This is a genomic window from Pseudomonas granadensis (assembly GCF_900105485.1).
GTDB classification, from domain to species: Bacteria; Pseudomonadota; Gammaproteobacteria; order Pseudomonadales; family Pseudomonadaceae; genus Aquipseudomonas; species Aquipseudomonas granadensis.
Genome location: NZ_LT629778.1, coordinates 111,978 through 138,730, shown reverse-complemented (window position 1 = coordinate 138,730; position 26,753 = coordinate 111,978). Strand labels below are relative to the sequence as shown.

Genomic DNA, 26,753 nt, shown 5'->3' with positions numbered 1-26,753 from the left:
GCGAGCAGGCTCGCTCCCACAGGGTTTGCGGTGGGTCAGGGGAGAACAGGCATGCATAAACCCTGCGCGGTAATCCCCGTTTATAACCATGAAACCGCGGTGGGCACCGTGGTCGACGCCCTACTCGGCCAAGGCCTGCCGTGCATTCTGGTCGACGACGCCAGCGCACCTTCCTGCGCGCGCGTGCTTGATGGCCTGGCCCAGCGTGACGACGTGTTTCTGGTGCGTCTGACCGCCAATCAGGGCAAGGGCGGCGCGGTGATGACCGGGTTGCGCGAAGCTTCGCGGCTGGGTTTCAGCCATGCCCTGCAGGTCGACGCCGACGGTCAGCACGATTTGCAGGATGTCGCCCGGTTCGTCGCCGAATCCCGTGCGCATCCCGATGCGATGATCTGCGGTTATCCGCTGTTCGACGAAAGCGTGCCCAAGGGCCGTTTGTATGCGCGCTACCTGACCCATGTGATGGTGTGGATCAACACGCTGTCGCTGCAGATCCGCGATTCGATGTGCGGCTTTCGCGTGTATCCGCTGGCGCCGACGCTGGCGGTGATCGACTCGGCGAAAGTCGGCAAGCGCATGGATTTCGATTCCGACATCCTTGTGCGTCTGGCGTGGCGCAATCAGCCGATGCGCTGGCTGCAAACCAGCGTGCATTACCCGCTGGACGGGGTGTCGCACTTTCGCCTGTTCCATGACAACGCGCTGATTTCCAGCATGCACACGCGGCTGTTCTTCGGCATGTTGCTGCGCTTGCCGGTGATCCTCTGGCGCCGGTGCAAACCATGAGCGAAGAAGCCGACAACAAGCACTGGGCCGACCGCGAAGAGCGCGGCAGCTTCCTGCTGATGAAATTCACCGCGGTGGCCGCCAAGGTCCTTGGCCGCCGCCTGCTCAGCCCTTTGCTGTATGGCATCGTGCTGTATTTTTTCCTGTTCGGCCGCATCGCCCGGCGCAGCGCCTGGCAGTACCAGCAGCGCTTGGCCGAATGGAGCCAGCGCGAAGATCTGCGCCCGAGCCACTGGCGCGTCTTCAGCCAGTTCATGACGTTTGCCGATTCGCTGCTCGACAAGCTCGACGTGTGGAACGGCAAGCTGCGCATCGAGCAGATCGAAATCATCGACCCGGCGCTGTTGCGCAAGCAGTTGCGCGGCAGTCGTGGTCAGCTGCTGGTCGGCGCGCACCTGGGCAACCTCGAGGTCTGCCGCGCACTGGCGGAAATCGGCGAAAAAGTCACCATGAACGTGCTGGTGCACACCAAGCACGCCGAGCAATTCAACCGTTTGCTCGGCGAGGCCGGGGCGACCAATCTGCGACTGATCCAGGTCAGCGAACTCGACCCGTTGATCATGTTGCAACTGCACGAACGGCTGGAGCGCGGCGAGTGGCTGGCGATTGCCGGCGACCGCGTGCCGCTGCATGGCGGGCGCAGCGTCACCGTCGACTTTCTCGGCCACCCGGCGCCATTTCCGCAAGGGCCGTGGTTGCTGGCCGGCCTGTTGAAGTGCCCGGTCAATCTTTTGATGTGCCTGAAACAACCCGACGGCCACTATCGCCTGACCCTCGAACCGTTCGCCGACGCTGTGGTGTGGACGCGCCGTGAGCGTGAGCAGGTCATTCATCAGTGGGCCAGTCTTTATGCGCAGCGCCTGAGTCACTATTGCCTCGAAGCGCCACAGCAATGGTTCAACTTCTACCCTTTCTGGAAAACCGATGACCACGCCAATTCCTGAGCCGGTAACCTTCGGCGAACGCCCCTTGCGCATCGAAGACGTGCTGGCCCTGGCCAACCGTCAAGCGCCCATGCAGTTGCAGAACGATGCCGATTACCGCGAACGCATCGCCAAAGGCGCGCGGTTTCTCGATTCGCTGCTGGACAAGGAAGGCGTCATCTACGGCGTGACCACCGGTTATGGCGATTCCTGCGTAGTAGCGGTGCCGTTGCATCACGTCGAAGCGTTGCCGCGTCACCTCTACACCTTCCACGGTTGCGGCCTGGGTAAACTGCTCGACGCACAAGCCACCCGCGCGGTGCTGGCGGCGCGTTTGCAGTCGCTGTGCCACGGCGTGTCCGGCGTGCGGGTCGAGTTGCTCGAGCGTCTGCAAGCGTTCCTCGAACACGACATTCTGCCGCTGATTCCTGAAGAGGGTTCGGTCGGCGCCAGCGGTGATCTGACGCCGTTGTCGTACGTCGCCGCTACGCTGTCCGGGGAGCGTGAAGTGCTGCTGCGTGGCGAGCGCCGTCAGGCTGCCGATGTGCACCGCGAACTCGGCTGGACACCTTTGGTGCTGCGCCCGAAAGAAGCGCTGGCGCTGATGAACGGCACTGCGGTGATGACCGGCCTCGCCTGCCTCGCCTTCGCCCGCGCCGACTATCTGCTGCAACTGGCCGCGCGCATCACCGCGCTCAACGTGGTGGCGCTGCAAGGCAATCCCGAGCATTTCGATGAGCGGCTGTTCGCGGCCAAACCGCATCCAGGGCAAATGCAGGTGGCCGCGTGGTTGCGCAAGGATCTGGCGATCGACGCACCGACCGCGCCGCTGCATCGCCTGCAAGACCGCTATTCGCTGCGCTGCGCCCCGCACGTGCTCGGCGTGCTGGCCGACAGCCTGAACTGGCTGCGCTCGTTCATCGAAACCGAACTGAACAGCGCCAACGACAACCCGATCATCGACGCCGAAGCCGAGCGCGTGCTGCACGGTGGGCACTTCTACGGCGGGCACATCGCGTTCGCCATGGACAGCCTGAAGAATCTGGTGGCCAATGTCGCCGATCTCCTCGACCGGCAACTCGCCTTGCTGGTCGACGAGCGTTACAACCATGGCTTGCCGAGCAACCTTTCCGGCGCTCCAGCGGATCGGGCGATGATCAATCACGGTTTCAAAGCGGTGCAGATCGGCACCAGCGCGTGGACCGCCGAGGCGCTGAAAAACACCATGCCAGCCAGCGTGTTCTCGCGCTCAACCGAGTGCCACAACCAGGACAAGGTGAGCATGGGCACCATCGCCGCCCGCGATGCGATCCGCGTGCTGGAGCTGACCGAACAGGTCGCCGCCGCCACCTTGCTCGCCGCCAACCAGGGCGTGTGGTTGCGCGCACAAGCTGACGATGCGCGGCCGCTGCCGCCGGCGCTGGCCGCCATGCATGAAGAGCTGAGCAAAGACTTCCCGCCGGTCATCGAAGACCGCGCGCTGGAAGGCGAACTGCGCCTGTGTCTGCAACGCATTGCCGCGCAACACTGGAGGCTGCATGCGTAGCGCCGGAGTGCTCCACGCCGACACGGAAATCCTCGTGCCGTTCTTTGACGTCGACACCATGCATGTGGTTTGGCACGGGCATTACGTCAAATACCTGGAAGTGGCGCGGTGTGCGCTGCTGGACAAGATCGGCCACAACTACACGGCCATGGTCGACTCCGGTTACGCCTGGCCAGTGATCGACCTGCAACTGCGCTACGTACGCGGCGCAGTGTTCGGCCAGCGCCTGAACGTGCGCGCCAGTCTGGTCGAATGGGAAAACCGTCTGAAGATCCACTACCTGATCACCGACCTGCAAACCGGTGAGCGCCTGACCCGCGCCAGCTCGGTGCAGGTCGCCGTCGAGGTCAGCCGCCGCGAGATGCAGCTGGTGTCGCCGAAAGTCTTTACCGACGCCGTTGAAAGGATGCTGCGATGAACGTTCTCGTCAGAAGCCTCAGCGCGTTGGCGCTGCTGCTCATCTCGTCACTGGCCCAGGCCTTCGACCTGCAACAACTGAGCGCACAACTGGCGAAGCCGGATGTCATCCACGGCCAGTTCGTTCAGGAAAAACACCTGCGCGCCCTGCCACAGCCGCTGATCAGCAAGGGCAGCTTCGTCCTCGCAAAAAATCACGGTTTGCTGTGGCTGTTGAAAACCCCGTTGCAGCAGGACTACCGCATCAGCGCCAAGGGCATCGCCCGGCGTGACGGCGCGGGCTGGCAATTGTTGCCGAACAAGAGCGCCGGCGCCGAGCAGAACCGTTTGTTCCTCGCCGTGTTGCAAGGTGACAGCAGCGGCCTGCAACGGGATTTCGAGCTGACCCTGAAAGGCGATGCGCAACAGTGGCAACTGACCCTGACCCCGCGTTCGCTGCTGCTCCAGCAAGTGTTCAAGCAGATCAACATTGATGGCGGTGCGCTGGTGCAGACCATCGAACTACTGGAAACCCAGGGCGACAGCACGGTGCTGCGTATGCAGAACAGCACGGCCGAGCAGCCGTTGAGCGACGCGGAGCAACATGACTTTGCCGGGTGAACGCAGGCTGCCGTGGCTGTTCCTGATCCTGCTGCTGGCGGTCGTTGCGCTGGCCGGCTGGCAGTGGCGCGCCGGTCCGCCACTGTCGGCGAACCTCATGGAACTGGTGCCCGGCACCCAGCCTGATGCCCTCGAACAGCGCGCCGAACAGCGCATGCAGGAACCGCTCAACCGCGAGATGCTGGTGCTGGTCGGCCACGCCGATCGCCAGCAGGCGGTGGCCATGGCGCAGACGCTGGGCGAGCAATGGCAGGCCAGCGGCTTGTTCGAGAAGGTGCAATGGAACCTGCAAGCCGATCTGCCGGCCCTGCGCGCACAACTGCTGCAAGGACGGCTGGCGATGCTCTCGGCCGATGATCGACAACTGCTGATCGAACATCCCGACGCGTTCATTCAGCAACGGGTTCAAGCGCTGTTCGACCCGTTCAGCGGTTTCAGTCTGGTGTCGAGTCAAGAGGACTGGCTGGGCCTGACCGGGCGCATCCAGAACAGCCAGCCGCAACACGGCGCGGTGCAACTGGACATCGGCAGCGGCGCGTTGATCGCCGACGCCGACGGCAAGAGCTGGGTGCTGCTGCGGGCGCGTACCCGCGGCAACGCCTTCGACATGAACCTGCCGCTGCAAGTCGCCGATCTGCTCGCGCAGAGTCGCGCCCAAGCGACGAAGTCCGACGTACAACTGCTTGCCGCCAGCGGCTTGCTGTATGCCGCTAACGGCCAGCAGCAGGCGACCCGGGAAATGACCTGGGTGGGTGGCGGTGCCACGCTCGGCATCCTGTTGCTGCTGTTGCTCGCGTTCCGCCGCTGGCAGGTATTGCTGGCATTCGTGCCGGTACTGGTCGGCATGCTGTTCGGCGCGGTCGCTTGTGTCGCACTGTTCGGCCACATGCACGTGATGACCCTGGTGCTCGGTTCCAGCCTGATCGGCGTGGCGGTGGATTATCCGCTGCACTATCTGTCCAAGAGCTGGAGCCTGAAGCCGTGGCGCAGTTGGCCGGCGCTACGTTTAACGCTTTCCGGGCTGACCCTGAGCCTGGTGACCAGCGCCATCGGCTATCTGGCGCTGGCGTGGACGCCGTTCCCGGCGCTGACGCAGATTGCGGTGTTCTCCGCGGCCGGATTGTTCGGCGCCTATTTATCCGCCGTGTGCCTGCTGCCGGCATTGCTGAACAACCTCGAACTGCGCCCGGCGCAATGGCCGCTGCAACTGGCCGAACGCCTGGTCACGCTGCGCGAAAGACTGCTCGAACGCGTCCGTACGCCGGTGCTGCTGGCGCTGCTGATTGCCTTCTGCGCCGGCGGTCTGATGCAGCTGCAAAGCAAGAACGACATCCGCCAGTGGGTCGGCGCACCGCAACAGCTGACCGATGAAGCCCAGACCATTGCGCGCATCACCGGTTACCAGCCGACCAGCCAGTTTTTTCTCGTTCGCGCAGCCAATCAGGAGCAGTTGCTCGAACGTCAGGCGGCGCTCAGCGAGCGTCTGCAGCAACTGGTCAATCTCGACAAGCTGCAAGGCTATCTGGCGCTCGATCAACTGGTCAGCCCCCCAACTCAGCAAGAGCGGGTGCGCGCCGCGCTGAATCAACTGCCGCAGCACTGGCAACCGCTGCTCGACCTCGGCGTGCCGCTCGCGGCGTTGCAAGCCGAGCTGCAGCAGTTGCAGACCGTGCCTGCCGAAGACATCGACGCCGCACTGGCCGGCCCGCTCGGCGAGCCGTACCGCACGCTGTGGCTCGGCCCGACCGACGATGGCGTCGCGGCGATCACCAGCCTGCAAGGCCTGAACAACCCGGCGCTGTTGCGGGTGCAGGCGCTGGATTTGCCGGGCGTGCGACTGGTCGACCGTCTCGGCGAATTGAATGAAGTCTTCGCGGCCACGCAGATCAGCGCCGCCGAACTCAAGCTCGCCTCCTGCGTGCTGATCGTACTCGTGCTGATGCTGCCGTTCGGTCTCGGTGGCGCGTTGCGCATCGTCGCCCTGCCACTGCTGGCGGCGCTGTGCAGCCTGGCCAGCCTCGGCTGGCTCGGTCAGCCGCTGACGTTGTTCAGCCTGTTCGGCCTGCTGCTGGTGACCGCGATCAGCGTCGACTACGCGATTCTCATGCGTGAACAGGTCGGCGGCGCGGCGGTGAGCCTGCTTGGCACCTTGCTGGCAGCGGTGACGACCTGGCTGTCGTTCGGTCTGCTGGCGGTGTCCAGCACGCCGGCGGTGAGTAACTTCGGTCTGTCGGTGAGCCTTGGTCTGGCGTTCAGCTTCATGCTCGCGCCGTGGGCAGGACGTCACGCGCACAGCGCCGCTGCTACGGAGCCGCAAGCATGATGATCGCGGCTTTCTGGCTGTTGGCCCTGGCCTTGTTCGCCGTGGCGACTCGCGTTGGCCGCCACTTCGGTCTGATCCCGATTGTCAGCCAGTTACTGTTGGCCAGTTTCGGTCTGCCGCTGTTGATGTACTTTTGGGTCGAGCCGAGTTGGCAGCTCAGCGGCGCGCAACTGATCGCACCAGACTGGTTGAAGAGCCTGTACAGCCTGAGTTTTGCCCTGCTGCTGGGGCACATTCTCAGCGATGTCATCGATCTGAAACTGGATCGGCAAAGCCTGAAAATCGCTGTGCCGAGTTTTGCCGTGCCTTTCGCGGCGGGTCTGGCGGCGGCTTGTTGGCTGTTGCCGGCGCAACCGTGGTTGAGTTCGCTGGCAATCGGGCTGGTGTTTGCGATTACCGCGATTCCGGTGCTGTATCTGTATCTGCGTCATATCGATTACCCGCCCGCCGCCACCCGCCGTTTGGTGCAGACCGCCATCCTCATCGACCTGACCTGCTGGACGCTGTTCGGCCTCGCTCAGGGCAGCCTGCACCTGAGCAGTCTGTTGCTGCCGCTGGCCCTGGCTGGCGTGCCGTTGCTGCTGCGCCTGCTCGGCGTGCGTCGACCGTTGACGCTCAGCCTCGGCTTCTTTGCGCTGCTGGTGATGGCCGAGCACTACAAACTCAACGCACTGATTCTCGGCATCGGTTACCTGCTGTGCATGGCCGCATTGAAAGTGCCGTTGGTATTGCCATTGCCCGCGCTGTGGATGAACCGTTTGCAGACGTGGCTGGCGATTCCGTTGATCCTGACCTTCGGCATCGTCCAGATCGATGTGCACAGCGCGTTCGCCAGCCTCGACGCACTGCAATGGGCGGCGCTGCTGCTGTTGCCGATTGCCAGTAAACTGCTCGGCAACTGGCTCGGCCTCGGCTGGGCCGGGGCTTCGTTTGCAGGCGCCAGCCGCTGGCGCGAAAGCGTGCTGCTGAACATTCGCGGCCTGAGCGAAATCGTTTTTCTCAATCTACTGTTGCAGCAACAACTGATCAGCCCGGCGCTGTACTTTGCGTTGATGCTGATGGGCCTGATTGCAACGTTGCTGCCGGCGCTGATCGGTCTGCACCGCGCACCACTGACTATCAAATCTCATTTGCCCCGGAGTTCCCGTGCCAATCGCTGAACTGCAATCGCGTCAGGTCGTGATCATCGGTGCCGGCCCGTCCGGTGCCATCGCCGCCGCCCTGCTCAAGCGCAAGGGCCACGATGTGCTGGTGATCGAACGCCAGCATTTCCCACGCTTCTCCATTGGTGAAAGCCTGCTTAGCCATTGTCTGGATTTCGTTGAAGAGGCCGGCATGCTCGACGCGGTGAATGCCGCCGGTTTCCAGCGCAAGACCGGCGCCGCCTTCGCCTGGGGCGAGCGCTACAGCGCCTTCGATTTCAGCGACACCTTCACCGACGGCAAGCCGACCACGTTTCAGGTGCAGCGCGCCGATTTCGACAAACTGCTGGCCGATCAAGCGGCGCTGCAAGGTGCGGAAATCCGCTACGGCGATGCCATCGTCAGCGTCGATTTCGAGCGGCCTCGACCACAGCTTGATGTCCGTCGCGAGGACGGCAGCGAGTACCGCGTCGAAGCCGATTTCGTGCTGGATGCCAGCGGCTACGGCCGGGTGTTGTCGCGCTTGCTCGAACTGGAGGCACCGTCGAATTTCCCTGTGCGCCAGGCAGTGTTCACGCATGTCGAAGATCACATCGACAACCCGGCCTTCGACCGCGAGAAAATTCTCGTCACCACCCACCCTGAACACCGCGACGTGTGGTTCTGGACGATTCCGTTCAGCAACGGCCGCTGCTCGGTGGGCGTAGTGGCTGCCGCTGAACACTTCGAAGGTCGCGACGCTGATCTGGACGCCTGCCTGCGCGGCTTCATCAGTGAAACGCCGAGCCTGGCCGGCGTGCTCAACAACGCCGTGTGGGATACCCCGGCGCGCACTCTCGGCGGCTACGCAGCGAATGTGAAAACCCTGCACGGGCCGGGTTTTGCCTTGCTCGGCAATGCCGCGGAATTTCTCGACCCGGTGTTTTCCTCCGGCGTGACCATCGCCATGCGCTCTGCGAGCATGGCCGCTGCGGTGCTGCACCGGCAGTTGCAGGGTGAAGCGGTCGATTGGCAAAGCGAGTTTGCCGAGCCGCTCAAGCGCGGCGTCGACACCTTCCGCTGCTACGTTGAGGGCTGGTACGCCGGCACCTTTCAGGACGTGATCTTTTATGAAAATGGTCAAGCGGATATCCGCCGGATGATCTGCTCGATTCTTGCCGGTTACGCCTGGGACGAACGCAACCCGTTCGTCAGCGAAGCGCGCCGACGCCTGAACATGATTTCCGAACTCTGTGCAAAGGACGCCACATGAACCACTTGAGCGACAGCTACGTCGAAGAAACCCGCTTCGGTTTCTGGTTCCTGCGCAGCCACACCTGGCAGCACCATGTACTGCGCGTGGCGATCAATGATCTGCGGGGTTTGTTCACCGAGGCGCTGCCGCAAAAACCGGTGCTGCTCGACGCCGGATGCGGCCAGGGCAAGTCGTTCGCTCATCTGCGCCAGACCTTCGCCCCGCAGCGCCTGATCGGTATCGACGCCGATCGACACAGCCTCGAACTGAGTGCTGCTGAAGCGGCACGTCTGGAGCTGGACGTCGAATTGATCGGCAGCGACTGTGCGAAGCTCAATGTGCCGGACGCCAGTGTCGACCTGCTGTTCTGCCACCAGACGTTCCATCACCTGGTCGAGCAGGAAAAAGCCCTCGCCGAGTTTTATCGCGTACTGAAACCGGGCGGCTATCTGCTGTTCGCCGAGTCCACCGAGGCTTACATCGATACCTGGGTGATCCGCTGGCTGTTCCGTCATCCGATGCACATGCAGAAGAGCGCGGCGCAGTATCTGCAGATGATTCGCGAGCAGGGCTTTGAGTTCGCCGAGCGCAATGTGTCTTACCCGTACCTGTGGTGGAGCCGGTCGAAGGATTTCGGTTTGCTGGAGCGCTTGGGGTTGCGCAAGCCGAAGCCGTTTGGGCAACGGGAAGAGACCTTGGTCAATGTTGTGGCGCGCAAGCCATTGGCAGGAATTTCCTGATGCACCCTTTATCCTGTAGGAGTGAGCCTGCTCGCGATAGCGCCGGGTCAGCCAACCTGTGCTTTGAATATTTGATCGCTATCGCGAGCAGGCTCACTCCTACAGGGACCGCAGCGCTGCGACTGTTGGTGATCGGCGTGATGCTGTTGTTAAGTGCCTGCGCCAGCCAGGCGCCGCTGCCCGCGGCCAACCCGACCTTGCCCCTGCCGCTGCAACTGCACATCGAACGCCAGCAGGCCGGGCAGCGTCAGGACTGGCTGCTGGTGATCCAGCGCGAAGGCCCGGGCATCCGCTGGTCGATGATGGACCCGCTGGGCATTCCCCAGGCCCGTCAGCAATTGATCGACGGCCAGTGGCAGGCCGATGGTTTGCTCCCACCGAATCCCGAAGCGCGAGAGTTGTTTGCTGCGCTGCTGTTCGCCCTGACCCCGTCCGGCGAGTTGCTGCGCAACTACCCCGCCGCGCAGCAACAGCATGAGCAACGCTCCCTGCCCGCGCGCTGGACCATTGATTATGCACAACCGTTGAGCTTCGAGTTGAATCTGCCGCAAGGCCCGCACTATCGCGTTTCCCCGCTCGGTGATCCCACGCCATGACCGCTTATCTGAATGCCCTCGGTGTGATCTGCGCGCTGGGCCGTGACAAACATGAAGTCGCGCGCAAGCTGTTTGCCGGCGATTGCTCGGGCCTGCGCCGGGAATCGGCTTGGGTGCCGCGGCGCGCGCTGCCGGTGGCCGCCGTGCCCGGTGAGCTGGCGCCGATCCCGGCGGAACTGGCCGAGCACAGCACGCGCAACAATCAATTGCTGCTCGAAGCCGCGCTGCAGATCCGTGACGACATCGAGCAAGCGATCCAGACTTACGGCCGCGAGCGCATCGGCGTGGTGCTCGGCACCAGCACCTCGGGCATCGACGAGGCCAGCCGGGGTCTGGCGCACTACATCCGTGAGCAGCATTTCCCGGCCGAATACGATTATCGGCAACAGGAACTCGGCGCCCCGGCGAATTTTCTCGCCGAGTGGCTGCAACTCAGCGGCCCGACGTATGTGATTTCCACTGCGTGCACTTCCAGCGCCCGGGCGCTGATGAGCGCTCAGCGCCTGCTTGATCTGGGCCTGTGCGACGCCGTGCTGTGCGGCGGTGTCGACAGCCTGTGCAAACTGACCCTGAACGGTTTTTCCTCACTGGAAGCGATGTCGGACGAGCGTTGCAATCCGTTCTCGGCCAACCGCAATGGCATCAATATCGGTGAAGCGGCGGTGCTGTTCGTGATGAGCAGACAGCCAGGCGCAGGCCCGGCTATCGCGCTGCTCGGTGCTGGCGCCAGTTCCGATGCGCACCATATTTCCGCCCCGGAACCGAGCGGTCGCGGCGCCCTGCAAGCTATGCAGAAAGCCCTGAGCCGCGCGCAGCTGCAAGCAGCGCAAATCAACTACCTCAACCTGCACGGCACGGCGACCCAGCACAACGACGCCATGGAAAGTCTGGCGGTCGCGGCGCTGTTTGCCGAAGGCGTCGCCTGCTCCTCGACCAAGCCGCTGACCGGCCACACCCTCGGCGCTGCCGGCGCGCTGGAAGCGGCGTTTTGCTGGCTAAGCCTGAGCGTCGACAACCACGAGCACGCCTTGCCCCCGCACGTCTGGGACGGCGCGGCCGATCCTGCCCTGCCTGCGCTGAACTGGGTGACCGCGAGCACACGCCTGTCGTCCATTGCACCGCGCTACCTGATGAGCAATTCGTTTGCCTTCGGCGGCAACAACGTCAGCCTGATTATCGGAGACGCCCCATGACCCCCTGGCCGCTCGCCGAACTGTTGCCCCATGCCGGCGACATGATTCTGATCGACGCGATCGAGCGTTTCGACGATGAGCAGATTTTCACCCGCCTCACGGTCCAGCCGGACGGCCTGTTCAGCCTCGCCGACGGCAGCCTGCCGGCATGGGTCGGCATCGAACTGATGGCGCAGAGCGTCGCCGCGTTCGCTGGCTGTCACGCGCGGCAAAAAGGCAATCCGGTCGAGCTGGGTTTCCTGCTCGGCACGCGCAAGTTCGAGTGCAACGTCGAAGCTTTTCCTGCTGGCAGCCAGTTGACCGTACACGGCCTGCGCTCGCTGGAAGACGACAACGGCATGGGCGTGTTCGAATGCCATATCCACGGCGACGGCATCCACGCCAGTGCGCGGCTGAATGTGTTTCGTCCGCCGCAGGCCACTCAATATCTGCAACAAACCAAGGAGTCGAACGATGACTGAATCCGTACTGGTCACCGGCTCCAGCCGTGGCATCGGCCGCGCCATTGCCCTGCGTCTGGCGCAGGCCGGGCACGATATCGTTCTGCACTGCCGCAGCGGCATGGCTGAAGCGCAAGCGGTTCAAACTGAAATCCAGGCACTGGGGCGCAACGCACGCATCCTGCAATTCGACGTGGCCGAGCGGGAAACCTGCAAAGCCATTCTTGAAGCCGATGTCGAAACCCATGGCGCCTATTACGGCGTGGTGCTCAATGCCGGTCTGACCCGTGACGGCGCCTTCCCCGCGCTGAGCGATGACGATTGGGACGTGGTCCTGCGCACCAACCTGGATGGTTTCTACAACGTTCTGCACCCGGTGATGATGCCGATGATTCGCCGCCGCGCCGCTGGGCGGATTGTTTGCATCACTTCGGTTTCCGGGCTGATCGGCAACCGTGGCCAGGTCAATTACAGCGCCTCCAAGGCGGGCGTGATCGGCGCGGCAAAGGCATTGGCGATCGAGCTGGGCAAGCGCAAAATCACCGTTAACTGTGTCGCCCCGGGCCTGATCGACACGGCGATGCTCGATGAAAACGTGCCGGTGGAAGAGCTAATGAAAATGATCCCCGCGCAACGCATGGGCACCCCGGAAGAGGTGGCCGCTGCGGTGAATTTCCTGATGTCGGCGGAAGCCTCGTACATCACCCGCCAGGTGCTGGCGGTCAACGGAGGCTTGTGCTGATGAAGCGCGTCGTCGTCACCGGCATGGCCGGCATCACCTCGCTGGGCAGCGACTGGGACACCATCGCCGGCCACTTCGCCGCCAACCGCAGCGGCATCCGTCGCATGCACGAGTGGGACCGCTTCAGCGAACTGAACACGCGCCTGGCCGGCCCCATCGACGACTTCGTAGTGCCCGCGCACTGGACGCGCAAGCAATTGCGCAGCATGGGCCGGGTTTCGCGGCTGGCGGTTGGTGCCTCGGAAAGAGCGCTGGCCGATGCCGGGCTGCTCGGCAACGAATCGATCAAGGACGGCCGCATGGGCGTCGCGTGCGGCTCGTCCACCGGCAGCACCGATGAGATCAAGGCGTTCGGCAACATGTTGCTCAACTCGGTAGCCGAGGGGCTCAACGCCAACTCCTACGTGCGGATGATGCCGCACACCACGGCGGCCAACATCAGCATCTTCTTCGGCCTCACCGGCCGCTTAATCCCGACCTCCAGCGCCTGCACCAGCGGCAGCCAGGGCATCGGCTACGCCTATGAAGCGATCAAGTTCGGTCGCCTGCCGCTGATGCTCGCCGGCGGCGCTGAAGAGCTGTGCCCGACCGAAGCCATGGTCTTCGACGCGCTCTACGCCACCAGCCTGAAAAACGATGCGCCGCAGACCAGCCCGCGCCCATACGACAAGGGCCGCGACGGTCTGGTGATCGGTGAGGGTGGCGGCATGCTGGTTCTTGAAGAATTGGAACACGCCCTCGCCCGCGGCGCGCGCATACACGCCGAGATCGTCGGTTTCGGCAGCAATGCCGACGGCCAGCACACCACGCGCCCGGAGCAAGTGACCATGCGCCGCGCGATGGAGCTGGCACTGGAAGACGCCGGTTTGACGCCGGATGCGATCGGTTATGTAAATGGTCACGGCACCGCTACAGAACAGGGCGACATTGCCGAAACACTGGCAACCAGCAGTTTGTTCGGCGAACGCATGCCGATCAGCTCGCAGAAGAGTTTTCTCGGCCACACCCTTGGCGCCTGCGGTGCGCTGGAGTCGTGGTTCAGCATCGAAATGCTCAACCGCGACCTGTACGTGCACACGTTCAACCTCGACGAGGTCGACCCGCACTGCGGCAAGCTCGATTACCTGCGCGGCGAATTCCGCCAGATGCATCACGACTACGTGATGAACAACAATTTCGCTTTTGGTGGCGTCAACACCTCGTTGATTTTCCGCCGCTGGCACTGACCGCAAGACGTTTGGAGTGAAGGGAATGACTCAGTTTCACCGCATCGCCGCTTTGTTGGCACTGATCCTGGTGCTCGGCGGGTGCACCAGCAAACCGGTGTACAACGCCAAGGAAGAGTTCTCGCCGAACCTTGGCCTCACCCAGCAACAGATGAGCCGCGCGATCGTCACCGCGCTCAACGATCGGCAATGGGTGGTGCAATCGGTGCGCCCGGGCATGATCAAAGCAGCGATCACCGTGCGCGGTCGCCATCACGCCGAAGTCGACATTCCGTTCAGCCCGACCTCGTTCGAGATCGATTACCGCAGCAGCTATGGCCTCAATGCCAAGGACGGCAAGATCCACGGCAACTACAACCGCTGGGTCAACCGCCTGCGTGACAACGTCCTGAAAGAACTGTCGATCAACCCGGACATCGAAGCCGTCAACAACCTCGGCATCATCAAACAGGGCGCTGACGAGCCGACCTACCTGAGCTTCCGCGAAGGGGTCAAACGCGCCACCGACGCCGGCCTGCTCGACGGCAGCGTGAAGTTCTACCTGGCCGGCGAAACCCTGCCCAAGCAAGTGCGCAAACTCGACACCGTGAGCAGCAGCCGCAAGACCAACGGTTCGAACAAATCCGACGAAGACGCCTGCTTCTGGGCCCTGCAATCCGCCCTCGCGACCCTGCAAAACGCCGCGAAAAACGCCGACGCCAACGCCGTGATCAACATCGCCAGCGTCGACCAGCGCGACCTGTACAAAGACACCGAAAAATTCCAGTGCCGCGCCGGGACATTGGTATCAAGCGTCGCGTTGCGCGGGGATCTGGCGCACGTGGATTGAGTGGATTGTAGATACGACAAAGGGCGCCTTTCGGCGCCCTTTTTAAGCCATATGGGGGGAATCACCTTAAGCCTGATGTAAAATTTCTCTAAACTTTGCAAAAGAACATAATTTTCGAAATAACATATAAAACTAACACGTATTAAAACCTGTAATTTCTAACAGGTCACAGCCACCTTGAAAGAGTAAAGACTGCCATCTCGGCAAACTCCAATTCAAGGTGACTGAGATGACTGACTATACTGACGAGCAGCTACAGAATATGACTGACGAGGAAGCAAAAAGTCTTCCTCCAGATCAAGCGGAAAGACGGATGCGTTTGCTCACACCGCCTCTAGTCATAAGAGAACGTCCTCCGCTTTCGCCAACTAAACGGTAGGGGGATCTGGTGCGGTTGCCCTGAAGGCAGTGGTGTTTGGGCGGACGTCTTCGCGAGCAGGCTCGCTCCCACAGGGGATCGCATTCCAAAGTGGGAGCGAGCCTGCTCGCGAAGAGGCGATCAGCCTTCACATAGAGTCGACTTTGCGCGTTAGCAATTCGACAAACGCCTTGGCCATCGGCGATTTCTGATCCTTGCGCTGCACCAGCCACACCGCAGACACCGCTTGCGGATCAAGCAGCGGGCGGTAGACCACGCCGTCGATGCGCATCCGCTGATAGGACGCCGGCAGCACCGAAACCCCCAGCCCCGCAGCGACCAGGCCGATAATGGTCATCGCCTCGCCGGCCTCTTGGGCGAAGTGCGGGCTGAAACCGGCGTCTCGGGCCAGGCTCAATAACTGTGCGTACAAGCCGCTGCCGTAGCTGCGCGGAAAGAACACGAACGGTTCCAGTGCCAGCGCCGAGAGAAACAGCCCTTGCTCGGAGCCTTGCGCCAATGGATGCGTGGAACTGAGCACCGCGACCAACGGCTCGCGCATCAATTCAACCACGCTCAACGAATCCGGCAACCCCAGCGGACGCATGATGCCGACCTCGATCGACTCGTCCACCAATGCATCAGCGACCATGGTGCTGCTCATCTCGCGCAGGTTCAGATGCACCGCAGGGAAACGCTGGCGAAAGGCAAAGATCGCCTGGGGAATCGTCGAGTTGAACGGTGCCGACGAGGTGAAGCCGATCTTCAATTCGCCCAGTTCGCCCAACTGCGCTCGGCGCGCAACATCGGCGGCCTTATCGACCTGCGCCAGCGCCAGCCGCGCCTCCTGTAGAAACAGCCGCCCGGCTTCGCTGAGCTCGACCCGACGATTGGTCCGCTCAAACAGGCGCGCGCCCACTTCTTGCTCCAGCGCCTGAATCTGTTGGCTCAGGGGCGGCTGGGAAATGCCGAGCGCCTGCGCCGCGCGGCCGAAATGCAGTTCCTCGGCGACGGCGATGAAGTAGCGTAGATGACGCAGTTCCATGGATTTCTCATTAGGTCGTTAAAGCTATCAAACAGGTCGAACAATATATTGGATAGAAACATTAGCCAGCTATATGATTTTTTCATTGCCTGCCTGGCTGTGCTCCCCCGAGGTCTGAAGTGAAAACTGCCGTTGCGCCATTAGCCCATGAAGTCCCGCCTGCTGCAGCGGAGGATGCCCTCACCGAGCTGCAGGACATCTTTATCGAAAAAGGCACACCGGCGTTCATGCGCACGGTGCTGGCGCTGTTCTGCGGCGGTTTCGCAACGTTCGCCTTGCTCTATTGCGTGCAGCCGATGATGCCGCTGCTGTCCCATGAATACGGGATCAACGCGGCGCAGAGCAGCCTGATCCTTTCGGTGGCTACCGGCATGCTCGCCTTCGGTCTGCTGATCACCGGGCCGATTTCCGATCGGGTCGGGCGCAAACCAGTGATGGTCGCCGCCTTGTTCGCCGCTGCGCTGTGCACCATGGCCAGCGCGATGATGCCGAGCTGGCACGGCGTTCTGATCATGCGCGCCCTGATCGGCCTGTCACTCAGTGGCCTGGCGGCAGTGGCGATGACTTATTTGAGTGAAGAGATTCATCCGCAACACATCGGTCTGGCGATGGGCTTGTACATCGCCGGCAACGCGATTGGCGGAATGAGCGGACGCTTGATTACCGGGGTGTTGATCGACTTCGTCAGTTGGCACACGGCGATGCTGGTGATCGGCGGTCTGGCGCTGATTGCGGCGGCAGTGTTCTGGAAGATCCTTCCCGAGTCGCGCAACTTCCGCTCACGCTCACTGCACCCGCGCAGCCTGCTCGACGGTTTCACCATGCACTTTCGCGACGCCGGCCTGCCGCTGCTGTTTCTTGAAGCGTTCGTATTGATGGGCGCGTTCGTCACGCTGTTCAACTACATCGGCTATCGCCTGCTGGCGGCGCCGTACCACCTCGATCAGGTGTACGTCGGTTTGCTCTCGGTGGCGTATCTGTCAGGAATCTACAGCTCGGCGAAGATCGGTTCACTGGCGGACAAACTGGGGCGGCGCAAAGTGCTCTGGGCAACAATTGCGCTGATGTTCGTCGGCCTCGCGCTGACGATGTTCGCACCGCTGCTGTTGATCATCGTCGGCATGCTGATCTTCACCTTCGGCTTCTTCGGCGCGCACTCGGTAGCCAGCAGCTGGATCGGCCGCCGCGCGACCAAGGCCAAGGGCCAGGCATCGTCGTTGTACCTGTTCAGCTATTACGCCGGGTCGAGCATTGCCGGCACGGCGGGCGGGGTGTTCTGGCATTTGGGCGGGTGGAACGGAATCGGGTTGTTTATTGGAGTGCTGTTGCTGATTGCGCTTGGGGTGGCGTTGAAGCTGGCGAAGTTGCCGCCGTTGGGCGGTGTCAAAGCCTGATACAAAACCCTACATTTGGTCGGCGTTCGACATGCGATCGTGGAACAAAAACGCCGGCATAAGCCGGGCGTTATTTATTGAGCGAAAAATCACTCGTGATACTGCGCCGACAGCTCATGCACCGCGCGCAGGAATGCGCCGGCATGCTCCGGGTCAACCTCTGGCGTGATGCCGTGGCCAAGGTTGAACACATGCCCGCTGCCCTTGCCGTAGCTGGCCAGGATACGCCCGACTTCAGTGCGGATCGCTTCCGGTTTGGCGTAGAGCACGGTCGGGTCCATGTTGCCTTGCAGCGCGACCTTGTCGCCGACACGGGCGCGGGCATTGCCGATGTCGCAGGTCCAGTCCAGGCCCAGGGCGTCGGCGCCGGCCTCGGCGATGCTTTCCAGCCACAGGCCGCCGTTCTTGGTGAAGAGGATCACCGGCACCTTGCGGCCATCGTTCTCGCGGATCAGGCCGCTGACGATTTTCTTCATGTAGGCCAGGGAAAATTCCTGATAGGCAGCCGCGGACAGGTTGCCGCCCCAGGTATCGAAGATCTGCACCGCTTGCGCACCGGCCATGATCTGGCCGTTGAGGTACGAGGTCACCGACTGCGCCAGTTTGTCCAGCAGCAGGTGCATGGCTTGCGGGTTGTCGTAGAGCATCGCTTTGGTCTTGCGGAAGTCCTTCGACGAACCGCCTTCGACCATGTAGGTCGCCAGGGTCCACGGGCTGCCGGAGAAGCCGATCAGCGGTACGCGGCCGTTGAGTTCGCGGCGGATGGTGCTGACCGCATCCATTACATAGCCAAGATCCTTGTGCGGATCGGGGATCGGCAGGGCTTCGATGTCAGCCATCGTGCTGACGACTTTCTTGAAGCGCGGGCCTTCGCCGGTCTCGAAGTACAGGCCCTGGCCCATGGCGTCGGGGATGGTGAGGATGTCGGAAAACAGGATCGCCGCGTCCAGTTGCGGATAGCGGTCGAGCGGTTGCAGAGTGACTTCGCAGGCGAATTGCGGATTCATGCACAGGCTCATGAAGTCGCCGGCGTGGGCGCGGCTGGCGCGGTACTCCGGCAGATAGCGACCGGCCTGGCGCATCATCCACACAGGGGTGACATCAACGGGTTGCTTGAGCAGGGCGCGGAGGAAGCGGTCGTTCTTCAGGGCAGTCATGTCGGCATCCGGAAAAAAAGTGCGGGCATGGTCTCAAAAGACAGCGGCAAGCAGCAAGCTACAAGCGGCAAGTTAAAAGCAGGATTGCTTTGTAGCTTGCCGCTTGAAACTTGAAGCTTGCCGCTGGCGTCGTCAGACGCCCAGGTAATCGAGGATCCCTTCAGCGGCATTACGCCCTTCGAAGATCGCCGTCACCACCAGGTCGGAACCGCGCACCATGTCGCCACCCGCAAAGATTTTCGGGTTGCTGGTCTGGTGCTTGTACTGGCCTTGCTCAGGCGCAACGACGCGGCCCTGGCTGTCGGTCTGGATTTCGAACTGTTCGAACCACGGCGCCGGACTTGGGCGGAAGCCGAAGGCGATGACCACGGCGTCGGCCGGGATGATCTCTTCGGAACCGGGGATTGGCTCGGGGCTGCGACGGCCACGGGCGTCCGGTTCGCCGAGACGGGTCTCGACGACTTTCACGCCCTCGACCTTGTCTTCACCAACGATGGCGATCGGCTGGCGGTTGTAGAGGAATTTCACGCCTTCTTCCTTGGCGTTCTTCACCTCTTTGCGCGAGCCGGGCATGTTCGCTTCGTCACGACGGTAAGCGCAGGTCACCGACTTGGCGCCCTGGCGGATCGAGGTGCGGTTGCAGTCCATCGCAGTGTCGCCGCCGCCGAGAACCACGACTTTTTTGCCTTTCATGTCGACGAAATCTTCCGGCGACTTTTCAAAGCCCAGGTTGCGATTGACGTTGGCAATCAGGAAGTCCAGCGCGTCGTAAACGCCCGGCAGATCTTCACCGGCAAAACCACCCTTCATGTAGGTGTAGGTCCCCATGCCCATGAACACCGCATCGTATTCGGCGAGCAATTGCTCCATGGTCACGTCTGTGCCGACTTCGGTATTGAGACGGAACTCGATGCCCATGCCGGTAAAGACTTCGCGGCGATTGCTCAGCACGGTCTTCTCAAGTTTGAACTCGGGAATGCCGAAGGTCAGCAGACCGCCGATTTCCGGGTTCTTGTCGAACACCACCGGCGTCACGCCGCCACGCACCAGCACGTCGGCACAGCCCAGGCCTGCCGGGCCCGCGCCGATGATCGCGACACGTTTGCCGGTCGGTTTGACCTTGGACATGTCCGGGCGCCAGCCCATGGCGAACGCAGTGTCGGTGATGTACTTCTCGACCGAACCAATGGTCACCGCGCCGAAACCGTCGTTGAGGGTGCACGCACCTTCGCACAGACGATCCTGCGGGCAGACGCGGCCGCAGACTTCCGGCAGGGTGTTGGTCTGGTGCGACAGCTCGGCAGCCTGGAGGATGTTGCCCTCGGCCACCAGTTTCAGCCAGTTGGGAATGAAGTTGTGCACCGGGCACTTCCATTCGCAGTACGGGTTGCCGCAACCCAGGCAGCGGTGGGCCTGGTCGGCCGACTGCTGGGGTTTGAACGGTTCGTAGATTTCGACGAACTCTTTCTTGCGTTGACGCAACAGTTTCTTCTTCGGATCCTTGCGCCCGACATCAATGAATTGGAAGTCGTTATTGAGACGTTCGGCCATCTTCAAAACCTCGTACACGACAGCTTCAAGCTACAAGCTTCAAGCTGCAAGAAAATCAAATTAATCCGCCTCACCGCGCAAGCTTCTAGCATGTCGCTTGCAGCTTGCAGCTGCTTCACTGTGGGCTTGCCCGAGTACTGGAGAGCAGAGATTTCAGACTCGCCGCCTTAGGTTTGACCAGCCAGAAACGACGCAGATAGTCATCGAGGTTCTCGGCGAGTTCACGACCCCACTCGCTGTCGGTTTCGGCGACGTACTCGTTCAGCACGTTCTGCAGGTGGCTGCGATAGGCTTCCATCGCCTCGCCGCTGATCCGCTGGATTTCCACCAGTTCGTGGTTGACCCGGTCAACGAAGGTGTTGTCCCGATCGAGCACGTAGGCGAAACCACCGGTCATGCCTGAGCCGAAGTTGTAACCGGTCTTGCCCAGTACGCAGACGAAACCACCGGTCATGTACTCGCAGCAGTGATCGCCAGTGCCTTCCACGACGGTGTGGGCACCGGAGTTACGCACGGCGAAACGCTCGCCTGCGGTGCCGGCGGCGAACAGCTTGCCGCCGGTCGCGCCGTACAGGCAGGTGTTGCCGATGATGGCGCTTTCCTGAGTCTTATAAACGCTGCCCTTCGGCGGCACGATGGTCAGTTTGCCACCGGTCATGCCTTTGCCGACGTAGTCGTTGGCATCGCCTTCCAGGTACATGTTCAGACCGCCAGCGTTCCACACGCCGAAGCTCTGGCCAGCCGTGCCTTTGAAGCGGAAGGTGATCGGCGCTTTCGCCATGCCCTGGTTGCCGTGCTTGCGGGCGATCTCGCCGGAGATCCGCGCGCCGATCGAACGATCGCAGTTGCAGATATCCAGATCGAATTCAGCACCGCTGAGGTCGTTGATCGCTGCCGAAGCCATCTCGACCATTTTCTCGGCCAGCAGGCCTTGGTCGAACGGCGGGTTGCGCTCAACCCCACAGAACTGCGGCTTGTCGGCCGGGATGTGATCGCTGCCCAACAGCGGCGTCAGGTCCAGGTGGTTTTGCTTGGCGGTCTGGCCTTCGAGGATTTCCAGCAGATCGGTGCGACCGATCAGCTCTTCCAGCGAGCGCACGCCGAGCTTGGCCAGCCACTCACGGGTTTCTTCGGCGACGTAGGTGAAGAAATTCACCACCATGTCGACGGTACCGATGTAGTGATCCTTGCGCAGCTTCTCGTTCTGAGTGGCGACGCCGGTGGCGCAGTTGTTCAGGTGACAGATACGCAGGTATTTGCAGCCCAGCGCGATCATTGGCGCGGTGCCGAAGCCGAAGCTTTCGGCGCCGAGGATCGCAGCCTTGATCACGTCGAGGCCGGTTTTCAGACCGCCGTCGGTCTGCACCCGGACCTTGCCGCGCAGGTCGTTGCCGCGCAGGGTCTGGTGGGTTTCGGCGAGGCCGAGTTCCCACGGTGCGCCGGCGTATTTGATCGAGGTCAGCGGCGAAGCACCGGTACCACCGTCGTAGCCGGAGATGGTGATCAAGTCCGCATAGGCCTTGGCCACACCGGCAGCGATGGTGCCGACGCCCGCTTCGGCCACCAGTTTCACCGAAACCAGCGCCTGCGGGTTGACCTGCTTGAGGTCGAAAATCAGCTGCGACAAGTCTTCGATCGAATAGATGTCGTGGTGCGGCGGCGGCGAAATCAGAGTCACGCCCGGCACTGCATAACGCAGCTTGGCGATCAGCCCGTTGACCTTGCCGCCCGGCAGTTGCCCACCCTCGCCCGGCTTGGCGCCCTGGGCCACCTTGATCTGCAGCACTTCGGCGTTGACCAGGTATTCCGGGGTCACGCCGAAACGGCCAGTGGCGACCTGCTTGATTTTCGAGCTCTTGATGGTGCCGTAACGCGCCGGGTCTTCACCGCCTTCTCCGGAGTTGGAACGCGCACCGAGGCGGTTCATGGCTTCGGCCAGGGCTTCGTGCGCTTCCGGCGACAGTGCGCCGAGCGAGATACCGGCGGAGTCGAAGCGCTTGAGCACCGATTCCAGCGGCTCGACTTCACTGAGGTCCAGCGGCGTGTCGAGGGTCTTGACCTTGAACAGGTCGCGGATCATCGACACCGGGCGGTTGTCGACCAGCGAGGTGTATTGCTTGAACTTGGCGTAGTCGCCCTGCTGCACGGCGGCTTGCAACGTGTTGACCACGTCCGGGTTGTAGGCGTGATATTCGCCACCGTGGACGAACTTCAGCAGACCGCCCTGCTGGATCGGCTTGCGCGGACTCCAGGCTTCGACGGCCAGCGCTTTCTGCTCGGCTTCGATATCGACGAAACGCGCACCCTTGATCCGGCTCGGCACGCCACGGAAGCTCAGGTCGCAGACTTCTTCCGACAGGCCAATGGCCTCGAACAGCTGCGCACCGCGGTACGAAGCGATGGTCGAAATGCCCATCTTCGACAGGATCTTCAGCAGGCCTTTGGTGATGCCTTTGCGGTAGTTCTTGAACACCTCGTAGAGGTCGCCCAGCACTTCACCGGTACGGATCAGGTCGCCCAGCACTTCGTAAGCCAGGAACGGATACACCGCCGAGGCGCCGAAACCGATCAGCACGGCGAAGTGATGCGGGTCACGTGCGGTGGCAGTTTCAACAAGGATGTTGGAATCGCAACGCAGGCCTTTTTCGGTCAGGCGGTGGTGTACCGCGCCGGTCGCCAGGGATGCGTGAATCGGCAGTTTGCCCGGGGCGATATGGCGGTCGCTCAGGACAATCTGGGTACGCCCGGCGCGCACGGCTTCTTCAGCCTGATCGGCAACGTTGCGGATCGCCGCTTCGAGGCCGAGGCTTTCGTCGTAGTTGAGGTCGATGATCGCTCGTTCGAAACCCGGCCGGTCGAGGTTCATCAACGAACGCCACTTGGCCGGGGAAATGACCGGCGAGCTGAGGATCACGCGCGAGGCGTGTTCCGGCGACTCCTGGAAAATGTTGCGCTCGGCTCCGAGGCAGATTTCCAGCGACATCACGATCGCTTCACGCAGCGGGTCGATCGGCGGGTTGGTCACTTGGGCGAACTGCTGGCGGAAATAGTCGTACGGCGTACGCACACGCTGCGACAGCACGGCCATTGGCGTGTCGTCGCCCATCGAGCCCACGGCTTCGTAGCCTTGCTCGCCGAGCGGACGCAATACCTGGTCGCGCTCCTCGAACGTGACCTGATACATCTTCATGTACTGCTTGAGCTGATCGACGTCGTAGAACGCCGAACCGTGGTCGTTGTCTTCCATGGTCGCCTGAATGCGCAGGGCATTCTTGCGCAGCCATTGCTTGTACGGATGACGGGATTTCAGACGGTTATCGATCGCATCGGTGTCGAGGATCTGCCCGGTTTCGGTGTCCACGGCAAAGATCTGACCCGGGCCGACGCGGCCCTTGGCGAGCACGTCCTCGGGCTGGTAGTTCCACACGCCGATTTCCGAGGCGAGGGTAATGAAACCGTTCTTGGTGGTGACCCAGCGTGCCGGACGCAGACCGTTACGGTCGAGCAGGCACACCGCGTAGCGACCGTCGGTCATGACCACGCCGGCCGGGCCGTCCCACGGCTCCATGTGCATCGAGTTGTATTCGTAGAACGCACGCAGATCCGGGTCCATGGTTTCGACGTTCTGCCACGCAGGCGGAATGATCATCCGCACGCCACGGAACAGGTCGATGCCACCGGTGACCATCAGTTCGAGCATGTTGTCCATGCTCGAAGAGTCGGAACCGACACGGTTGACCAGCGGGCCGAGCTCTTCCAGATCCATCAGATCGTTGCTGAACTTGGTCCGACGGGCCTGCGCCCAGTTGCGGTTACCGGTGATGGTGTTGATCTCGCCGTTGTGCGCGAGGAAGCGGAACGGCTGCGCCAGCGGCCATTTCGGCAGGGTGTTGGTGGAGAAGCGCTGGTGGAATACGCAGATCGCGGTTTGTAGACGCTCGTCACTCAGGTCTGGATAGAACGCGGCCAGATCGGCCGGCATCATCAGGCCTTTATAGATGATGGTCTTGTGCGAAAAGCTGCAGATGTAGTGATCGGTGTCGGCGGCATTGGCCACCGACGAACGGCGACGGGCGCTGAACAGCTTCACGGCCATGTCCTGATCGCTCAGGCCTTCGCCACCGATGTAGACCTGCTCGATCTGCGGCAGGCGCTCAAGGGCCAGACGACCGAGGACGCTGGTGTCGATCGGCACTTTGCGCCAGCCGATCAGTTGCAGGCCTTCAGCGAGGATCTCGCGGTTCATGTTCTCGCGAGCGGCTTCGGCCTTGGCCGGATCCTGGTTGAAGAAGACCATGCCCACAGCATATTGCTTGGGCAACTCGACGCTGAAGGTTTCCTGGGCAATGGCTCGCAGGAACGCGTCAGGCTTTTGAATCAGCAGACCGCAACCGTCACCGGTCTTGCCGTCGGCATTAATCCCACCGCGGTGGGTCATGCAGGTCAGGGCCTCGATGGCCGTTTGCAAAAGGGTATGACTGGGCTCGCCCTGCATATGGGCTATCAGGCCGAAACCGCAGTTATCCTTGAATTCATCTGGTTGGTACAGACCTGCTTTCATAGACACTTTCTCACCAGGCTGCCTCTTTTCGAGGCAAATTTCTTTCAATTCAACCACTTGCGTTCCGCGCCGAACGTACGCCGGCTTCGCGGGGGCAAAAGGGTGGTCATTGTACACAGCGACACAGAGGCTCACAAATTTGACGACGAACTGTCGCAAATTCATGTCGCATTTGTGAAAGGTTTAAAGCGATCTGCTGTGCTAGTCAAAACTTTTTTAAATTATGACTGCAACGACTCAAAGACTACTGTGACGCAGACACCAGAAGGCACGCATCCTTTTCAGAAAGCGCGCACTTATGGAGATTTTGAGGTGCCGGGAGAGGCGGCCTGGGTAAGGCCGCCGAATCTTCAGCGAGTTGTTGCCAGTTCCTGTTGGACGCTGGCGACAGTGCGAGGCCAAGGTTTACCAGCCTGAACCTTCGCTGGCAAGGCCTTGATGGCAGAAACGGCCGCATCACGATTGGCAAAATTGCCATAGGTGATCACATACAGCGGCTTGCCGTTGAGGACTTTCTTGAAATAACGGTACTCGCCGCCCTGCTCCTTGACGAAGTTCTGCGCGGCGGTTTCCGAGCTGGTGCCGAGGATCTGCACCACGTAGTTGCCGGTCGGCTGACCGGCGTACCAGCTACCACCGGCAGCCTTGGCGACGGTCACAGGCTTCTCGGCCGGTTTCGCCGCAGCGACCGGTTTGGCCGGTGCTGGCGCCGGTTTGGCGACTGGCGCGGCCGGAGCAGGCTTGGCCGTGGCGACTTGCGTCGGGGCTGGCGTCGGCTTGGCGGCTGGCAACGGCACCGGAGTCGGCGCAGGACCGGCCGGCACGCCGGCTGGCGGCGCGGAAGTGGTCACGGTCGGCGGGGTATCACTGGAGCCTTCCAGCGGCACGCCATCGTCACCTTCAGTGATGCCACCGGCCTCTTCGGCCAACGGCCCACGCATGACCGGTTGTGAGTTGCCGACCAACGGCAGCGGCATCGGCTGGGTGTTGCCGGCGAATTCGACGTTGGGTGCCGCGCCATTGGCGGGCGCCTGACCCAGAGGCAACTGCGCCTGTTCATTGGCTGGCGCGCCGGTAGTTGGCGCCTTGTTGCGACCCGGCATCAGCCAGGCGGCGGCGACCGCGACCACCACGACGGCGGAAATCGCCAATACGTGTTTCTTCGGCATGTTGAACCCCATACTTGGACGCTTCACCGCGGAGCGGCTGGCAATCATGACTTCGATCAGAGCATCGCGAGCGACCTGGTTGATGTTGCCTGGCCAACCCTCGGAGCTTTCGTGAATATCAGAGATCTGATCCGCAGTGAAAAGTTCGACACCCCGGCCCGCGCCTTCGAGCCGCTGGTCGAGATATTCGCGGGTCTCTTCTTCGGTGTACGGCTGCAGTTCGATGACGTGAAAACGCTCTTCTTCAAGCTGCAACGCCTCAAGTTGAGCGATCAGCGACGACTCTCCGAACAGGAAAACATGCGGGCGCCCTTCTGGCGTGCCGGCACCCAGCGCCATCAGCGCTTCGAGAGCAGACTCGTCGAGCTGCTCGGCGTCGTCCACCAGCAGATAGACTTCCTGACCCGTCAGGGCGAGCTGGACGACCTGCTCGAGAATCGCACCGACCTCAGCCTGGGCGACATCCAGCGCCTGCGCGACCTGGCGCAGCACACCGGCAGCATCGCCGGCGCCACGGGCGGAAACCACCACGCTCTGCACCGACTGTTTGTTGGTGCTGGCGACCAGCGCCTGACGCAGCAAGGTCTTGCCGCTGCCCTGCGGGCCGGTGACCACCAGCAGCAACTGGCTGTAGCGCGCCAGATGATGCAGTTGACCGAGCACCGGTTTGCGCTGGGCCGGGAAAAATTTGAAGCCTGGCACCCGCGGCGCGAACGGGTCGTGACTTAACTGGAAATGGCCGAGAAACGCCTCGTCGGCATGCAAACTAGTCATCGGAATC

21 protein-coding genes are annotated in these 26,753 nt (G+C 62.1%); 16 read left to right on the top strand and 5 right to left on the bottom strand.

The window, feature by feature from the left end:
• Nucleotides 1–51 precede the first annotated feature (51 nt).
• From BLU52_RS00620 to BLU52_RS00550, 15 genes are all read left to right on the top strand, one after another.
• Nucleotides 52–786, top strand: coding sequence for a glycosyltransferase family 2 protein (locus tag BLU52_RS00620; RefSeq protein ID WP_090280494.1), 735 nt, complete (start codon nt 52–54; stop codon nt 784–786).
• Nucleotides 783–1,730, top strand: a complete 948-nt coding sequence (locus BLU52_RS00615; protein ID WP_090280490.1) for an LpxL/LpxP family acyltransferase — start codon at nt 783–785, stop codon at nt 1,728–1,730. The genes BLU52_RS00620 and BLU52_RS00615 overlap by 4 nt, the downstream gene beginning before the upstream one ends.
• A complete protein-coding gene (locus tag BLU52_RS00610; protein ID WP_090280487.1) occupies nt 1,711–3,255 on the top strand; it encodes an HAL/PAL/TAL family ammonia-lyase in 1,545 nt (514 codons plus the stop codon). Before BLU52_RS00615 ends, BLU52_RS00610 begins: the two co-directional genes overlap by 20 nt.
• Nucleotides 3,248–3,673: an acyl-CoA thioesterase gene (locus BLU52_RS00605; RefSeq protein ID WP_090280484.1), complete on the top strand. Its 426-nt coding sequence runs from the start codon at nt 3,248–3,250 to the stop codon at nt 3,671–3,673. Before BLU52_RS00610 ends, BLU52_RS00605 begins: the two co-directional genes overlap by 8 nt.
• Nucleotides 3,670–4,272, top strand: a complete 603-nt coding sequence (locus tag BLU52_RS00600) for an outer membrane lipoprotein carrier protein LolA (RefSeq protein ID WP_090280480.1) — start codon at nt 3,670–3,672, stop codon at nt 4,270–4,272. Before BLU52_RS00605 ends, BLU52_RS00600 begins: the two co-directional genes overlap by 4 nt.
• Nucleotides 4,256–6,595: an MMPL family transporter gene (locus tag BLU52_RS00595; protein ID WP_090280476.1), complete on the top strand. Its 2,340-nt coding sequence runs from the start codon at nt 4,256–4,258 to the stop codon at nt 6,593–6,595. Before BLU52_RS00600 ends, BLU52_RS00595 begins: the two co-directional genes overlap by 17 nt.
• A complete protein-coding gene (locus BLU52_RS00590; RefSeq protein ID WP_090280472.1) occupies nt 6,592–7,755 on the top strand; it encodes a sodium:proton antiporter in 1,164 nt (387 codons plus the stop codon). The genes BLU52_RS00595 and BLU52_RS00590 overlap by 4 nt, the downstream gene beginning before the upstream one ends.
• On the top strand, nt 7,742–8,989 hold the full coding sequence (locus BLU52_RS00585) for an NAD(P)/FAD-dependent oxidoreductase (protein WP_090280467.1): 1,248 nt from the start codon (nt 7,742–7,744) through the stop codon (nt 8,987–8,989). The genes BLU52_RS00590 and BLU52_RS00585 overlap by 14 nt, the downstream gene beginning before the upstream one ends.
• Complete coding sequence (locus tag BLU52_RS00580) at nt 8,986–9,711, top strand: class I SAM-dependent methyltransferase (protein ID WP_090280464.1); 726 nt, start codon at nt 8,986–8,988, stop codon at nt 9,709–9,711. The genes BLU52_RS00585 and BLU52_RS00580 overlap by 4 nt, the downstream gene beginning before the upstream one ends.
• Nucleotides 9,712–9,851: 140 nt before the next feature.
• Complete coding sequence (locus tag BLU52_RS00575; protein WP_090288394.1) at nt 9,852–10,307, top strand: hypothetical protein; 456 nt, start codon at nt 9,852–9,854, stop codon at nt 10,305–10,307.
• The gene (locus BLU52_RS00570) at nt 10,304–11,500 is read left to right on the top strand and encodes a beta-ketoacyl-[acyl-carrier-protein] synthase family protein (protein ID WP_090280460.1); all 1,197 of its coding nucleotides are present in this window, start codon (nt 10,304–10,306) and stop codon (nt 11,498–11,500) included. The genes BLU52_RS00575 and BLU52_RS00570 overlap by 4 nt, the downstream gene beginning before the upstream one ends.
• A complete protein-coding gene (locus BLU52_RS00565) occupies nt 11,497–11,961 on the top strand; it encodes a hotdog family protein (RefSeq protein WP_090280456.1) in 465 nt (154 codons plus the stop codon). Before BLU52_RS00570 ends, BLU52_RS00565 begins: the two co-directional genes overlap by 4 nt.
• Complete coding sequence (gene fabG / locus BLU52_RS00560; protein ID WP_090280453.1) at nt 11,954–12,682, top strand: 3-oxoacyl-ACP reductase FabG; 729 nt, start codon at nt 11,954–11,956, stop codon at nt 12,680–12,682. Before BLU52_RS00565 ends, fabG begins: the two co-directional genes overlap by 8 nt.
• On the top strand, nt 12,682–13,908 hold the full coding sequence (locus BLU52_RS00555; protein ID WP_090280451.1) for a beta-ketoacyl-ACP synthase: 1,227 nt from the start codon (nt 12,682–12,684) through the stop codon (nt 13,906–13,908). Before fabG ends, BLU52_RS00555 begins: the two co-directional genes overlap by 1 nt.
• Nucleotides 13,909–13,933: 25 nt before the next feature.
• Nucleotides 13,934–14,737, top strand: coding sequence for a hypothetical protein (locus BLU52_RS00550; protein WP_090280449.1), 804 nt, complete (start codon nt 13,934–13,936; stop codon nt 14,735–14,737).
• A 506-nt stretch (nt 14,738–15,243) separates the two neighbouring features.
• Here the strand turns inward: BLU52_RS00550 and BLU52_RS00545 are convergent.
• Nucleotides 15,244–16,140 (bottom strand): LysR family transcriptional regulator, encoded by an 897-nt coding sequence (locus BLU52_RS00545; protein ID WP_090280447.1) that lies wholly within the window; start codon nt 16,138–16,140, stop codon nt 15,244–15,246.
• Nucleotides 16,141–16,259: 119 nt separating this feature from the next.
• Here BLU52_RS00545 and BLU52_RS00540 point away from each other — a divergent pair, with 119 nt between their 5' ends.
• Nucleotides 16,260–17,534, top strand: coding sequence for an MFS transporter (locus tag BLU52_RS00540; protein WP_090280444.1), 1,275 nt, complete (start codon nt 16,260–16,262; stop codon nt 17,532–17,534).
• Nucleotides 17,535–17,623: 89 nt separating this feature from the next.
• Here the strand turns inward: BLU52_RS00540 and hemE are convergent, their stop codons facing one another.
• The 4 genes from hemE to BLU52_RS00515 form a co-directional block, all read right to left on the bottom strand.
• Nucleotides 17,624–18,691, bottom strand: a complete 1,068-nt coding sequence (gene hemE, locus BLU52_RS00535; RefSeq protein ID WP_056787355.1) for a uroporphyrinogen decarboxylase — start codon at nt 18,689–18,691, stop codon at nt 17,624–17,626.
• 132 nt (nt 18,692–18,823) lie between these two features.
• Complete coding sequence (locus BLU52_RS00530; RefSeq protein WP_090288392.1) at nt 18,824–20,242, bottom strand: FAD-dependent oxidoreductase; 1,419 nt, start codon at nt 20,240–20,242, stop codon at nt 18,824–18,826.
• A gap of 115 nt (nt 20,243–20,357) precedes the next feature.
• A complete protein-coding gene (gltB, locus tag BLU52_RS00525; protein ID WP_090280442.1) occupies nt 20,358–24,803 on the bottom strand; it encodes a glutamate synthase large subunit in 4,446 nt (1,481 codons plus the stop codon).
• 350 nt (nt 24,804–25,153) lie between these two features.
• Nucleotides 25,154–26,746 carry an AAA family ATPase gene (locus BLU52_RS00515; RefSeq protein WP_090280439.1) on the bottom strand — a complete coding sequence of 531 codons (1,593 nt, stop codon included), beginning with the start codon at nt 26,744–26,746 and terminating at the stop codon, nt 25,154–25,156.
• Between the last annotated feature and the right edge of the window lie 7 nt (nt 26,747–26,753).